This window comes from Cohnella caldifontis, from assembly GCF_029360585.1.
GTDB lineage: Bacteria > Bacillota > Bacilli > Paenibacillales > Paenibacillaceae > Cohnella > Cohnella caldifontis.
This window is the reverse complement of record NZ_JAQZSJ010000002.1, coordinates 325,577-339,834: the sequence shown is the minus strand read 5'-3', so window position 1 is coordinate 339,834 and position 14,258 is coordinate 325,577. Positions and strand designations below refer to the sequence as shown.

The 14,258-nt window shown below is 62.4% G+C and carries 12 protein-coding genes; all 12 read left to right on the top strand.

Translation table 11 applies throughout. From position 1 onward, the window contains the following. Positions 1-172: 172 nt before the first annotated feature. The 12 genes from dapF to rsmB all read left to right on the top strand — a co-directional run bounded on the left by dapF (position 173) and on the right by rsmB (position 14,229). A complete protein-coding gene (dapF, locus tag PTZ19_RS04585) occupies positions 173-1,006 on the top strand; it encodes a diaminopimelate epimerase (RefSeq protein WP_276352614.1) in 834 nt (277 codons plus the stop codon). Between the two features lie 223 nt (positions 1,007-1,229). Continuing rightward, entirely contained in the window at positions 1,230-1,511 is a 282-nt protein-coding gene (locus PTZ19_RS04580) for an ArsR/SmtB family transcription factor (RefSeq protein ID WP_276352613.1), read from the top strand. Positions 1,512-1,580: 69 nt separating this feature from the next. Further along, complete coding sequence (locus PTZ19_RS04575) at positions 1,581-2,789, top strand: MFS transporter (protein WP_276352611.1); 1,209 nt, start codon at positions 1,581-1,583, stop codon at positions 2,787-2,789. Between the two features lie 121 nt (positions 2,790-2,910). Beyond that, positions 2,911-4,776, top strand: coding sequence for a bifunctional homocysteine S-methyltransferase/methylenetetrahydrofolate reductase (locus PTZ19_RS04570; RefSeq protein ID WP_276352610.1), 1,866 nt, complete (start codon positions 2,911-2,913; stop codon positions 4,774-4,776). A 189-nt stretch (positions 4,777-4,965) separates the two neighbouring features. Then, on the top strand, positions 4,966-5,226 hold the full coding sequence (gene remA / locus PTZ19_RS04565) for an extracellular matrix/biofilm regulator RemA (protein ID WP_005548256.1): 261 nt from the start codon (positions 4,966-4,968) through the stop codon (positions 5,224-5,226). Positions 5,227-5,239: 13 nt separating this feature from the next. Next, complete coding sequence (gene gmk / locus PTZ19_RS04560; RefSeq protein WP_276352609.1) at positions 5,240-5,875, top strand: guanylate kinase; 636 nt, start codon at positions 5,240-5,242, stop codon at positions 5,873-5,875. Positions 5,876-5,881: 6 nt separating this feature from the next. After that, the gene (gene rpoZ / locus PTZ19_RS04555) at positions 5,882-6,082 is read left to right on the top strand and encodes a DNA-directed RNA polymerase subunit omega (protein ID WP_276352607.1); all 201 of its coding nucleotides are present in this window, start codon (positions 5,882-5,884) and stop codon (positions 6,080-6,082) included. Between the two features lie 115 nt (positions 6,083-6,197). Next, positions 6,198-7,421, top strand: a complete 1,224-nt coding sequence (gene coaBC, locus PTZ19_RS04550; RefSeq protein WP_276352605.1) for a bifunctional phosphopantothenoylcysteine decarboxylase/phosphopantothenate--cysteine ligase CoaBC — start codon at positions 6,198-6,200, stop codon at positions 7,419-7,421. Then, entirely contained in the window at positions 7,418-9,904 is a 2,487-nt protein-coding gene (gene priA / locus PTZ19_RS04545) for a primosomal protein N' (protein WP_276352603.1), read from the top strand. Before coaBC ends, priA begins: the two co-directional genes overlap by 4 nt. A gap of 16 nt (positions 9,905-9,920) precedes the next feature. Then, complete coding sequence (def, locus tag PTZ19_RS04540) at positions 9,921-10,409, top strand: peptide deformylase (protein ID WP_276352602.1); 489 nt, start codon at positions 9,921-9,923, stop codon at positions 10,407-10,409. Between the two features lie 2 nt (positions 10,410-10,411). Beyond that, positions 10,412-11,365 carry a methionyl-tRNA formyltransferase gene (gene fmt / locus PTZ19_RS04535; protein WP_276352600.1) on the top strand — a complete coding sequence of 318 codons (954 nt, stop codon included), beginning with the start codon at positions 10,412-10,414 and terminating at the stop codon, positions 11,363-11,365. A 1,388-nt stretch (positions 11,366-12,753) separates the two neighbouring features. Continuing rightward, positions 12,754-14,229, top strand: a complete 1,476-nt coding sequence (gene rsmB, locus PTZ19_RS04530) for a 16S rRNA (cytosine(967)-C(5))-methyltransferase RsmB (RefSeq protein WP_276352599.1) — start codon at positions 12,754-12,756, stop codon at positions 14,227-14,229. Positions 14,230-14,258: the final 29 nt, after the last annotated feature.

The following is a 14,258-nucleotide window of genomic DNA, read 5'->3' as shown; positions in this document are numbered from 1 at the left end:
CGGTACAAGGCGGCAGACGGTCAACCGTCTGCCTTTTTTCGTTCCTCCGGTCATCTCCCCCGGAAGCGGAATAATGCAAATAAACTGCGATTGGCTCAATGCCCATCCGCTTCGTTTTGCGGTAAGATTTTGACAAGAACAAGCCGAAGCGCGAAATCAGGGGGAAGTTGACATGCAATTCACGAAAATGCACGGATTGGGCAACGACTTCATCGTCGTGTACGGGGAGCGGACGCTTCCGGCGAACGCGGGCGAATTGGCGGTTCGCCTCTGCAATCGGTTTTTCGGCATCGGCGCGGACGGGCTGGTCTACATCCTGCCGTCCGAGAAAGCGGATTTCCGCATGCGGATCCTCAACTCCGACGGCTCCGAAGCCGAGCAGTGCGGCAACGCTATCCGTTGCGTGGCCAAATACGTCTACGACAAGGGATTGACGGACAAAACGGAGCTGACGATCGAGACGTTGGGCGCCGGCGTTCAGCCGCTCTCGCTCGAAACGGCAGACGGCAAAGTGTCCCGGGTAACCGTCGACATGGGCGCTCCGATCCTGAACGGCTTGGACGTCCCGACGACGATCGACGCCAATCCGGTGCTGGGCCAATCCGTCGAAGTGGACGGGCGGACGTTCAAATTCACCGCGGTTTCGATGGGCAACCCGCACTGCGTCATCTATGTCGACGACGCGGCCGGTTTTGATCTGGCCAAGTGGGGCCCGAGATTGGAGACGCATCCGCTGTTCCCGCGCAAAATCAACGTGGAATTCGCGACCGTCCATTCCCGCGGCCAGGTCGACATGCGCGTCTGGGAGCGCGGGGCGGGTCCGACGCTGGCTTGCGGAACGGGCGCTTGCGCCACGCTGGTCTCGTCCGTGCTGAACGGGCTGACCGACCGCAAGGCGACCATTTCGCTCGCGGGCGGGGATTTGGAGATCGAATGGAAGGAAGCCGACAACCGCGTCTACATGACCGGACCGGCCGCCTTCGTGTTCGAGGGGGCTTTGCTGTAAGCGGAGTTTAAGCGAAAAGCGGCGAACAGGCCGAAGCCGGTGAAACCCGGCTTTTTCGCGTTCGCCTTCAGATGACCTTCAGCGAGCATCGATCGATCGTCTCGATTACGAGGAAATCCATTCCATCGAAGAAGGCAAGTCACGAGGGTTTACATTTCCGTTTCCGTATGTTAATTTTATTTCGATACCTGTGGAAATAATCTGAGAGCGGGAGGCCTGACCGATGCACGGAGACAACGAAGAACTCCAGCAAGCCGTCAAAGTGTATAAAGCGCTTGGCGAACCGACGCGCCTTAAAGTCGCTCGCCTGCTGACCGAGGAACGGAACCTGTGCTGCTCGGATATCCAAAGCAAGCTGGAATCGGTCGCCGGATCGACGCTGTCCCACCATCTCAAGCAATTGACCGATTGCGGGCTGCTGAATCTCCGGAAGGAAGGCACCTTTATTTATTACAGCGTGAACCGCGATGTGGCCGAAAAATACGCGCCGTATTTGCTTAACTGATTTTTTTTCGCCGTTATTTCTATAAATCTAGAAATATAAAAACAAGAGTGGAGAGAGGAGTTTTCCGTGATGCGCAATGCCTGGAAAATTTACATGTTGGCCGTCGTCAGTTTTCTGGTGGGGACGTCGGAGTTTATCATCGCCGGCATTTTGGATTTGATCGCCAAGGACATCGGGGTCTCGCTGTCGGCTGCGGGCCAGTTGATTACGGCTTTCTCGCTGGCGTACGGCTTCGGGACGCCCATCCTGGTGGCGCTGACCGCCCGTATGGAACGGAGGAACGTGCTGCTCGCCGCATTGGGCCTATTCGTGCTTAGCAATGCCGCTGCGGTCTTGACGGTGGATTTCGTGTCGTTGATGGCGGCGCGGATCGCCATGGCGCTGAGCTCGGGGATGTTCGTGGTCGTCGCCCTGACGGTCGCGGCGAAGCTGGCGCCCGAAGGACGCCAAGGGAGCGCGATCGCGACCGTCGTCATGGGGTTCAGCACGGCGCTGATCGTCGGGGTGCCGCTCGGCAGGGTGGTCGCGTCCGCTTTCGACTGGAAGGCCGCGTTCGGAGGCATCGGCGCGCTCGGCTTGCTGACGATGTTCGCCGTTTTCCGGACGATCCCCCGCACGGAAGGCGAACAACCGGTCCCGCTGCGGAGGCAACTCGCGCTGCTCAAGGATCCGAAACTGACCGTGGCGCTTTCGGTTACGTTTATGTGGATTCTCGGCTACTCCGTTACGTATACGTATATTTCGCCCTATCTTCTCGAAATCACGGGGATGAGCGAACGGCAAGTCAGCATCGGCCTATTCGCCTTCGGCATCGCGAGCTTGATCGGCTCCAAGCTGGGGGGGTACGGCACGGACAAATGGGGCGTCCCCCGCACGCTGACCGGCGGCATGCTGCTGCACGCGATCTCGCTGGTGCTGCTGTCGGCCGGGGCCGGCTCGCCGGCCGTCGTGTTCCCGGTGCTGATGCTCTGGGCTTTCGCGGCCTGGTCGTCGGGTCCGACGCAGCAGTATTATCTAATGAGCCTGACGCCCGAAGCCTCCGGCATCATGCTTAGCCTGAATTCCTCCGTTCTTCAGCTGGGCATGGCCGCCGGTGCGGGTCTCGGCGGCGTCGTCGCGGACCGGGCTCCGCTGTCTGCCGTCAGCTGGATCGGCGCGGCGGGCGTTCTGCTCGCGGCGGCGACTGCGGTCGCGTCCCTGCGATTGTCGCGGGTCCGTGCCCGGGCCGATAGCTGCGCGAGAGGATTCGCGCAAGCCGACGTGCAGGCGGAAGCTTAAACCCAAAAGTACCGTATATCGGCTAACCCCACCTCGACAGTGGGGTTTTTCCATTTTAACGTTGGCGAAATTATGCTACATTAGAAATTACTTTAACGGAAGAATGGGATGGGGGAGCAACATGAAACCGGATTTGCGCGCGGCGCTGAAGGAGAGGCCGCGGGTCGGCGACGGGGCGATGGGGACGTACCTGTATCAGCTCGGCTTTCCGGTCGGGGTTTCGTACGAAGAGTTCAACCTGCTGAAGCCTTCGGTCATTGCCGACGTTCACCGCCGATACGTGAAAGCCGGCGCGGAAGTCATCGAAACCAACACGTTTTCCGCCCAACACGGGAAACTCGCGAAATACGGCTTGGAAAAGAAGGCGGAAGCGATCAACGCGGCCGGCGTCGCGATCGCGCGCCAGGCGGCGGGAGACCGCGCGTACGTCGTGGGGGCGATCGGAGCGATTCGCGCCGGCCGGCGCAAGAACGTCCGAACGGCCCATATCCAAAGGGATTTCGAGGAGCAGATCGGCGCGCTGCTGGCGGAGAAGCCGGACGGGCTGCTGCTGGAGACGTTCTTCGATCTCGAGGAAATTTCCCTCGCGCTCCGCTTGATCCGCAAGCGCAGCGACCTGCCGGTCATTTGCCAGTTCGCCGTGGAAGACTCGGCCCGCACGCATGACGGCGTGCCGCTGGCCGAAGCGTTCCGTCGTCTCAAGGGAGAAGGGGCCGACGTGATCGGCTTCAACTGCCGCAGCGGCCCGAACGCGATTCTGCGGGCGATGGAGACGCTGCCCGCCGACCTGGGCGTACCGCTCAGCGTATTCCCGAACGCCGGGATCGCCGATTACGTGGACGGCAAGGTGGAGTACAAGGCGACGCCGGAATATTTCGCGGTGTCGGCGCAGCGGTTCGCGGATCTCGGTTCCCGACTGATCGGGGGCTGCTGCGGCACGACGCCCGAGCACATCGAAGCGATCGCGAAGGCGCTCCGGGACTACCGGCCCGGCGTGCCGGCATCCGAGAGTTCGCCATCCCGCCGCGCGGAGTCCGCGGATCAGGCGCCCGCGTCCGGGACCGGGCGAGGAGTGCCGGAGCCGACGCTGGTCGACCTCGTCCGGCAGCGCCATACGATCATCGTGGAGCTCGATCCGCCGCGGGACCTGGACATCGCGAAATTCATGCAGGGCGCCCAGGCGCTCAAGGAAGCGGGAGCGGACGCCATCACGATGGCCGACAACTCGCTGGCGGTCACCCGCATGAGCAACATGGCGCTCGGGGCGCTGATCAAGGAGCGCGTCGGCATTCGTCCGCTTGCCCACATCGCTTGCCGCGACCGGAACCTGATCGGCACCCAGTCGCACATGATGGGTTTCGACGCCCTCGGCATCGACCACGTGCTTGCGGTCACCGGGGACCCGGCGAAATTCGGCGATTTGCCGGGTTCGAGTTCCGTGTACGACCTGACGTCTTTCGAAATCATCCGCATGATCAAGCAGCTGAACGAAGGCGTGGCTTTCTCCGGCAAGCCGCTTAAGCAGCAGGCCAAGTTCGTCATCGGAGCCGCCTTCAATCCGAACGTGAAGCATTTGGACAAAGCCGTGCAGCGGCTGGAACGGAAAGTCGCCTCCGGGGCCGACTATATCATGACGCAGCCGGTCTACGATCCGGAGCTGATCGAGCGAATCGCGGATTCGACCCGCCATCTGGACGTGCCGATCTTCATCGGCATCATGCCGCTCGCGAGCGGGCGCAACGCGGAATATCTCCACAACGAAGTGCCGGGCATCCAGCTGTCCGACGAGGTGCGCCGGCGCATGAACGGGCTGGAAGGCCCCGCGGGCCGGGCGGAGGGCGTCGCGATCGCCAAGGAGCTGCTGGACGCGGCCATGCCCCGTTTCAACGGAATCTATCTGATCACGCCTTTCATGTTTTACGAGATGACGGCCGAGCTGACCGAATACGTGGCGAAGAAGAGCGCGGCCGCTTCGCGCGCCGGTTGAACGTCGCGTGCCGGGGTCCTCTTGTCCGGTCTATGGATTTGAAGTACAATAAAGCAATAAATCCATAGGGTGTGGAAAACCGCACCCAATCCCGCAGTATGCGGAGGGCCGCTTTCGGCAACAATGGGAGCGTAGTTCAAGGGCTGCCCCGGGAAGCTGCTGACGAGGACGACCGGAGGGAATCGCTGCATGGCTATCAAGCTCATCAATATCGGGTTCGGCAATATCGTATCGGCGAACCGGATCATTTCGATCGTAAGTCCGGAATCCGCTCCGATCAAACGGATCATCCAGGAAGCCCGGGATCGGCACATGCTGATCGACGCGACTTACGGCCGTCGGACCCGCGCGGTCATCATCACCGACAGCGACCATGTGATTTTGTCGGCCGTCCAGCCGGAAACGGTGGCGCACCGCCTCTCTACCAAAGACGACGACAATGACGAATGAATTGGGGACCTCCATGAACAAAGGTTTACTGATCGTACTGTCCGGACCTTCCGGCGTCGGCAAAGGCACCGTGTGCGCCGAGCTGAGGAAAAGGCATCCGGAGCTGATTTATTCGGTGTCCGCCACGACCCGCGCACCCCGGGAGGGGGAGCGGGACGGCGTTAACTATTTCTTCAAGTCCCGCGACGAGTTCCAAGACATGATCGCGCGCGACGCCCTGCTCGAATATGCCGAGTACGTCGGCAATTTCTACGGGACGCCCCGCGAATTCGTGGAACGGACGCTCGCCGAGGGCAAGGACATCATCCTGGAAATCGAAGTGCAAGGCGCCCTGAAGGTGAAGGAGAAGTTTCCGGAAGGCGTATTCGTCTTCCTGCTGCCTCCGTCGCTGAACGAACTGAAGGCGCGCATTACCGGCAGGGGAACCGAGACGCAGGCGACGATCAACCATCGGCTGTCCGTGGCGGTCGAAGAAATGAACCTGCTGTACCATTACGATTACGCCGTCGTGAACGACCGGATCGACAACGCCTGCGACCGGATCGCCGCGATCATGACGGCGGAGCATTGCAAGCGCGAAAGATTCCTCCATGAACTTTTCCAGGAATTGAAGGAACTGGCGCCGGCGGAAAACGTATCGGAGAGGTGACCAAACATGTTGTATCCTTCCATTGACGAATTGATGCAGAAAGTCGACAGCAAATACACCTTGGTGGTGGCGGCCGCCAAACGGGCGCGCAGCCTGCGCGACGGCGCCCAGAGCGAGATGATGGCCCCCAAGTCGCACAAAGTGGTCGGGGTGGCGCTCGAGGAGATCTACCACGATTACGTGCACGTCGAAAACCTGAACAAATAAGATACGGGCCCGCAGGGGCCGAGGAAGACAACCCCAGCGGTTGTTTTTTTTCTGCCGCCGCGGGGAATCTGCTGCAAAGGGTCATACGAACGAATCGGTCGGAGGGGGAAGAGCGATGAAGCCGCTTGAGGGAAAAACGGTCGTGCTCGGCGTGACGGGAGGAATCGCGGCTTATAAGGCTGCCGCGTTGTGCAGCCGCCTGGTGTCCTGGGGGGCGTCCGTCCGCGTCATGATGACCGCAGGGGCGGCGAAGTTCATCACGCCCCTTACGATGCAAACGTTGTCCCGCCATCCGGTGGCGACCGACGTGTTCGACGAACGGGACGCTTCCGTCGTCCAGCATATCGATTGGGCGGACGCGGCTGACCTGGTGATCGTCGCTCCGGCGACCGCGAATATCATCGGCAAAATGGCCGGCGGGATCGCGGACGACATGCTGAGCACCACGCTGCTGGCCGCGACGGCGCCGATCCTGGTCGCCCCCGCCATGAACGTCCATATGTGGGAGCATCCCGCGGTGGTCGAGAACGTGCGCAAGCTCGGGTCCCGCGGCGTTTATTTCGTCGAACCGGGAACGGGGCAGCTGGCCTGCGGCTACGTCGGCAAAGGCCGGCTGGCCGAACCGGACGAAATCGCCGAAGCCGCGGCCCGGCTGCTGGCGGGACCGCGGCCGCTGGCCGGGCGCAAAGTGCTGATTACGGCGGGCGGCACCGTCGAGCGCATCGATCCCGTGCGGTATATCGCGAACGATTCCTCGGGGAAGATGGGTTTCGCTCTGGCGGAAGCGGCCCGCGACTACGGGGCCGACGTGACGCTGATTTACGCCCGAACGGACGGACCGCCTCCCGGCGGAATCGAGGCGATTCGGGTCGAGTCGGCGGCGGAGATGCACGAACAAGTGCTGTCGAGACTCGGCCGCGTCGACGCGGTCGTGAAGGCGGCCGCCGTGGCAGACTACCGCCTGCAACAAGTTTCGGACAAGAAATTGAAAAAGGACGGCGAGACGCTGACGCTGGAGCTGGTCCGCAATCCCGACATTCTGCAAGCGATCGGGGATTGGAAGAAGGATCATCCGGGCGAGCGCCGTCCGTTCACGGTGGGGTTCGCCGCGGAGACGGGAGATTTGGAGAAATACGCGATGGATAAGCTGAAACGCAAAAACTGCGACCTGATCGCGGCGAACGACGTCTCCGCCCCCGGGGCCGGCTTCGGGACGGAGACGAACATCGTCAGCGTATACGGGCCGGAAGGCTTGGTCGAGCATATTCCGCAGTCCGTCAAACGGAAAGTCGCGGAGCGGCTTTGGCAATTGGCCGCCGAACGGATGGGCCCGGCATGAGAATCGCGCGTGTCGTCGTGGACGTGCCGGCCCGGGAGACGGACCGGCCCTTCGATTATCTCGTGCCGGAACGTCTGGCCGATTGGACGGAAATCGGCAGCCGCGTCGCCGTGCCGTTCGGCGGGCGCACGCTGCAAGGCTTCGTCGTCGGCTTCGCGGAAGAAGCCGAAGTGGACAAGGGCCGGCTCAAGCCGATTGCCGACGTGCTGGATGCCGTGCCGCCGCTGACGCCCGAGCTGATCGAGCTCGGCGCCTGGATGAGCCGGCGCTGGGTATGCCCGGCCGTCGTCGCGCTGCAGGCGATGCTTCCGGCCGCCTTGAAAGGCCGGACCGAGAAATACATCGCGGCGGCCGCGGAAGAGCCGCAGGGAATGGACGGTCGGGAGTCCGAGGTTTGGGAAGCGATCGCGGGTCGTTCCGCGGTCAAATGGTCCGCGCTGCTGCAGCAATTTCCGGACCGGGGACCGCTTTTGAAACGCTGGTTGAAACAAGGCTGGATCACCGAACGGCAGAAGGTGGAGGATCGGCTGTCGGTCAAGACGGTCGCGACCGTCTATCCCCCCGATCCCGAACGGCTGCGCGCGATGGCGGAGGCGGTTCCGTCCCGCGCCCGCAAGCAGCGGGAAGTGCTCGAATACCTCGCCGAAAATCCGGAGCCGATCGCGCTCGCCGAACTGGCGGAGGCGGCCGGCGTGACTCCGCAGGTCGTCCGCGCCCTTGCCGGCAAAGGCGGCGTGGAAATCCGCCAGGTAACGGAAGATCGGGATCCTTACCAAGGCCGCGAGTTTCCGGCTTCCCGGCCGCTGCCGCTCACTCCGGCGCAGCAGGCGGCGATCGCGCCGATCGCCGAAGCGCTGGACGGGCGCAGGTTCGCGCAACTCCTTCTGCACGGCGTGACGGGGAGCGGCAAGACGGAAATCTATTTGCAGGCGATCCAACGATGCCTGGCCCAAGGACGCCAAGCGATCGTGCTCGTTCCGGAAATCGCGCTGACGCCCCAAATGGTCGAGCGGTTCAAAAGCCGCTTCGGCGAGCGGGTGGCCGTGCTACACAGCCGATTATCCCAGGGGGAGCGCTACGACGAGTGGCGCAAAATCCGGGAAGGCCGCGCGTTGGTCGCGGTCGGGGCGCGGTCCGCGGTTTTCGCCCCTTTTTCCGAAATCGGTCTGATCGTGATCGACGAGGAGCACGAAACTTCCTATAAGCAAGAAGAGAGCCCGAAATACCACGCCCGCGACGCTGCCGCCCAGCGGGCCCGGATGAACGGCGCCGTCCTCGTGCTGGGTTCGGCGACGCCTTCGCTGGAGAGCTACGCGGCCGCCACGCGTTTGGACGGCGACGGGGCGGAGCCGCTCCGCTATATCGCGCTGCCCGAACGGGTGGGCGACCGGCCGCTGCCGGAAGTCCGGATCGTCGACATGCGGGAGGAATTGAAGCTCGGCAACCGGGCGATGTTCAGCCGGGCGCTGGCGGACGCGCTCCGGGAACGGCTCCGCCGCGAGGAGCAGACGGTGCTGCTGCTGAACCGCCGGGGGTATTCGACCTTCGTCATGTGCCGTTCCTGCGGCTACACCTGCAGCTGCCCGCATTGCGACATCGCGCTGACCTACCACCGCGGTTCGAAAAACCTGCGCTGCCACTATTGCGGGTACGCCGAACCGGAGCCTGCGAGTTGTCCTTCGTGCCAAAGCCCGCATATCCGGTTTTTCGGGACGGGCACGCAGAAGGTGGAGGAAGCGCTGGCGGAGGCGTTTCCCGGCATCCGGGTCATCCGGATGGACGTGGACACGACGTCCGAGAAAGGCGCGCACGAGAAATGGCTCACGATGTTCCGGGAACGCAAAGCGGACGTGCTGCTCGGCACGCAGATGGTAGCCAAGGGACTCGATTTTCCCCGCGTGACGCTCGTCGGGGTGCTGGCGGCGGATGCCGCGCTGCGGCTGCCGGATTTCCGCGCGGCGGAGCGGACGTTCCAGCTGCTCACCCAGGTGGCGGGAAGGGCAGGGCGGCATGAGCTGCCCGGCGAAGTCGTCATCCAGACGTACGACCCGGAACACGTGTCCATTACGTCGGTGACGGGACATGACTATGACGGGTTCGCCGCGCAGGAACTGCATGCCCGGCGCGTGCTCGGGTATCCGCCTTTCGGCCGGCTGATCTCGATCACGTTCTCCCATGAATCGGTTCCGATGCTGCTGTCGATCGGAGAGAAATTCGCGAGGGCGCTGCGGGAACGGGCGGAAGAGGCCGGGATCGGATCCTGCGGCACGGCGGGCAGCGCGGCCGGCTTGGACGTGCTCGGTCCGGTTCCTTCGCCCATCCCCAGGCTGAAGGATCGCTACCGGTATCAATGTATGGTAAAATATCGGGGTAAGCTCGATGCCGCCGCCCTGACAGCCGGGGTGCTGCGGGACATGGGCGAGGCGGTGAAGCGGAGCGGCGTGGTGATCGGCGTCGACGTGGATCCGCAGATGATGCTTTGATAAAGGACGGATGAGAATGGCTATCAGATTGATCGTCAAGCATCCCGACCCCGTGCTTCGCGAACGGGCGAAGGAAGTGACCAAATTCAACGCCAATCTCCATAAGCTTCTCGACGACATGGCCGATACGATGTACGACGCCGACGGCGTCGGCCTCGCCGCGCCCCAGGTGGGCATCCTGAAACGGGTGTTCGTGGTCGACGCGGACGAGGAACACGGTTTAATCGAACTGATCAATCCCGAAATCGTCAGCATGGAAGGCGAACAGTTGGGCGCGGAAGGCTGCCTCAGCATCCCGGGCCTCCAGGGCGACGTGAAACGCGCCAACAAGGTCGTCATCAAAGGGCAGGACCGCTACGGCAATCCGGTTCAATACGAAGGAACGGAACTGCTGGCCCGCGCGTTCCAGCACGAGCTGGACCATCTGAACGGCGTGCTGTTCATCGATTTGGCCGAATCCGTGTACGAAGCGCGGAAGCTGGCGCCGGAGCAGGACGGGGAATGAACATGAGAATCGTATTCATGGGGACGCCGGACTTCGCCGTCCCTTCTTTGCGGGCGCTGATCGAAGGCGGGTATGACGTGGCGGCGGTCGTCACCCAGCCGGATCGGCCGAAAGGCCGCAAGCGCGAACTGACCCCGCCCCCGGTGAAGGAGTTCGCGCTGGAACGCGGGCTGCCCGTGCTTCAGCCGGAACGGATGCGGGCGGCGGACGCGGTGGAAGCGGTCGCGGCCTATCGGCCGGACTTGATCGTGACCGCGGCTTACGGGCAAATCCTGCCGAAAGCCGTGCTGGCGCTGCCCCGGCTCGGATGCGTCAACGTGCACGGGTCGCTGCTGCCCAAGTACCGCGGAGGCGCGCCGATCCAGCGCTGCGTCATGGGCGGCGAGACGGTGACGGGCGTCACGCTGATGTATATGGCGGAAGGGCTCGACACCGGCGACATGATCGCCCGGGTGGAAGTGCCGATCACGGACGAGGATACGGCCGGCACGATGTTCGGCAAGCTGAGCCGGGCCGGGGCGGCGCTGCTGACGGAATGGCTGCCGAAGCTGGCCGACGGAACGGCGCCCCGGGTGCCGCAGAACGACGCGGAAGCGACCTACGCGCCGAACTTGACGCGGGAGGACGAGCGGATCGACTGGAGCGGGACCGCCCGCGAGGTGTTCAACCGCGTGCGCGGGCTGAATCCGATGGCCGGCGGGTTCACGTTCTGGAACGGGGAAGTGTTCAAGGTGTGGAGCTGCCGGATCCCCCAAGAGTCGGACAAGCGGCTGCGGCCGGAATGGGAGAAGCTAACGCCGGGTTCCGTCCTCGAGACTGGGCCGTTCGGGATTCGGGTGCGGACGGGAGACGGCAGCGTCGTGCTGACCGACGTGCAGCCCGCAGGCAAAAAAACGCTGCCGGCGTCGGAATTCGCCAGAGGCGCGCGGCTCGCTCCCGGCACGGTGCTCGGGTGATCCGGGCGCCGTTTTTTTTGCCCGTGGAAGCGGGGGGCCCGGGCCTCGATAAGCCCGTTAAGTGGGCTTAAACTCCGGGAACGCTACTAAACCGCGGACATTAAGCCTGCCTCGCATGCTTAAAACCTCGGGAAGTGCTGCGCTACGGGGCGTTAAGCCTGCGAGACAGGCTTAAATCCTCGGGAATCTTGGCTTAGCCGGGCATTAAGCTTGTCTCGCGGGCTTAAACCCTATGGAAATCGCGTCACTGCGGGGAATTAAGTCGGTCTTACCGACTTAAACTCGTGGAAATCGCGTCAATGTGGAGCATTAAGTCGGTCTTACCGACTTAAACCCGTGGAAATCGCGTCACTGTGGGGAATTAAGTCGGTCTTACCGACTTAAACTCGTGGAAATCGCGTCAATGTGGAGCATTAAGTCGGTCTTACCGACTTAAACCCGTGGAAATCGCGTCACTGTGGGGAATTAAGTCGGTCTTACCGACTTAAACTCGTGGAAATCGCGTCAATGTGGAGCATTAAGTCGGTCTTACCGACTTAAACCCGTGGAAATCGCGTCACTGTGGGGAATTAAGTCGGTCTTACCGACTTAAACTCGTGGAAATCGCGTCAATGTGGAGCATTAAGTCGGTCTTACCGACTTAAACCCGTGGAAATCGCGTCACTGTGGGGAATTAAGTCGGTCTTACCGACTTAAACTCGTGGAAATCGCGTCAATGTGGAGCATTAAGTCGGTCTTACCGACTTAAACCCGTGGAAATCGCGTCACTGTGGGGAATTAAGTCGGTCTTACCGACTTAAACTCGTGGAAATCGCGTCAATGTGGAGCATTAAGTCGGTCTTACCGACTTAAACCCGTGGAAATCGCGTCACTGTGGGGAATTAAGTCGGTCTTACCGACTTAAACTCGTGGAAATCGCGTCAATGTGGAGCATTAAGTCGGTCTTACCGACTTAAACCCGTGGAAATCGCGTCACTGTGGGGAATTAAGTCGGTCTTACCGACTGAAGCCCTCGTGACACGTGGCACTGTGGAACATTAAGCCCGTCTCACAGACTTAAATCCTCGTGAGACGTAGCACTGTCGGGCATTAAGCCTGTCTCGCAGGCTTAAACCCTCGTGACACGTGGCACTGTGAGGCATTAAGCCCGTCTCGCAGGCTTAAACCCTCGTGAGACATAGCACTGCGAGGCATTAAGCCTGTCTCGCAGGCTTAAACTCTCATGAGACGTAGCACTGCGAGACATTAAGCCTGCCTCGCAGGCTTAACCCGCGTGAATCGTAGTTGGAAAAAGCGGGTTTCGATGGTGATTGTCCATTGTGGAGATACTGGAACCGTACGGGGAGCGTTTGACTCGTTAGGTTCGGCGAATGAGGAGAGATGACCGGATGGCGGAACAACCCGGCACGGGACAACCGCGGGGGCGAAAGGCAGGAAGCGGCGGCACGGACCGGAATCCCGCGAAGCCGAACCGTCCGCGCCAGGCGCCTTCCACTCCCCGGGAACTGGCGCTGGAGGTGCTGAAGCGGGTCGAGGAGCGGGGAGCCTACAGCGGGCTGGCGCTGAACGCCCTGCTCGAGGAGGCGAAGCTGTCCCGCCCCGACGCGGCGCTGGCGACGGAGCTGGTCTACGGAACGATCCAGCGGCTGAACACGATCGACCATGTGCTGGCTGCCCGGGTCAAGGGCTGGCCCCGCAAAGTCGAACCGTGGGTCCGCTGCCTGCTCCGGCTAAGCTACTACCAGCTCAGGTGGCTGGACCGGATTCCGGCGCACGCCGCGGTGGACGAGGCGGTGCGCATCGCGAAAAAACGCGGCCACGCGGGCATTGCGGGGCTGGTGAACGGCGTGCTTAGGGGGCTGATTCGGGAAGGGACGATTCCTCCCCTCCCGGCCGGTCTCGCGGCGGCCGAGCGGATCGCGCTGACCCACAGCCACCCGGATTGGCTGGTCCGGCGGTGGATCGACGCCTACGGCGAGGAGACGGCGGCCCGCTTATGCGAAGCGAATAACGAGCCTCCGCACGCTTCCGCCCGCTTGAATCGGCTGCGGACGGATCGGCCCGGTCTGTTGACCGCGATGACGAGCGCCGGATACGACGTACAAGCCTCCCCGCTGTCCGCCGACGGCATTGTCGCGAGCAAGGCAGGCAGCTTGGCGGACACTTCGTGGTATCGCGAAGGTTTGCTGACCATTCAAGACGAGAGCTCGATGCTGGTCGCGGCCGTCGCCGATCCGAAGCCGGGAATGGCGGTGCTGGACTGCTGCGCCGCCCCTGGAGGCAAGTCGACGCACCTGGCGGAAATCATGCGCGATCAGGGCCAAGTGATCGCGAACGACGTCCACGAGCATAAACGTTCGCTGATCGAACGGCAGAAGGAACGCCTTGGCCTCTCGATCGTCGAGACGATGACGGCGGACGCGCTGGAGCTGGGCGGCCGGATTCCGCCGCGGTCCATGGATCTGGTGCTGCTCGACGCGCCGTGTTCCGGATTCGGCGTGATCCGCCGGAAACCGGAGATCAAATGGAACAAGACGCCCGAGGACATCGCCGGGCTCGCCGAATTGCAACGGCGTTTGCTCGAAGCGGCATGCCGTCTCGTCAAGCCGGGAGGCACCCTCGTTTACAGCACGTGTACGATCGCGCCGGAGGAGAACGAAGAGAGCGTCCGCGGTTTCCTGCGGGGCCATCCGGAATTCGCGCTTGATCCCGACTGGCCGGAAGAAGTGCTGACCCCCTTGAAGGACAGAGGGATCCTGCCCTTCCCTTTCGAAGGAATGGCGCAGCTGCTTCCCCACCATTTCGGCAGCGACGGCTTTTTCATCGCCCGGATGCGCAGGAGCGCGGAAACCGGATCTTTCTGAGCGAAAATACTTTATGGTAAAATAGATCG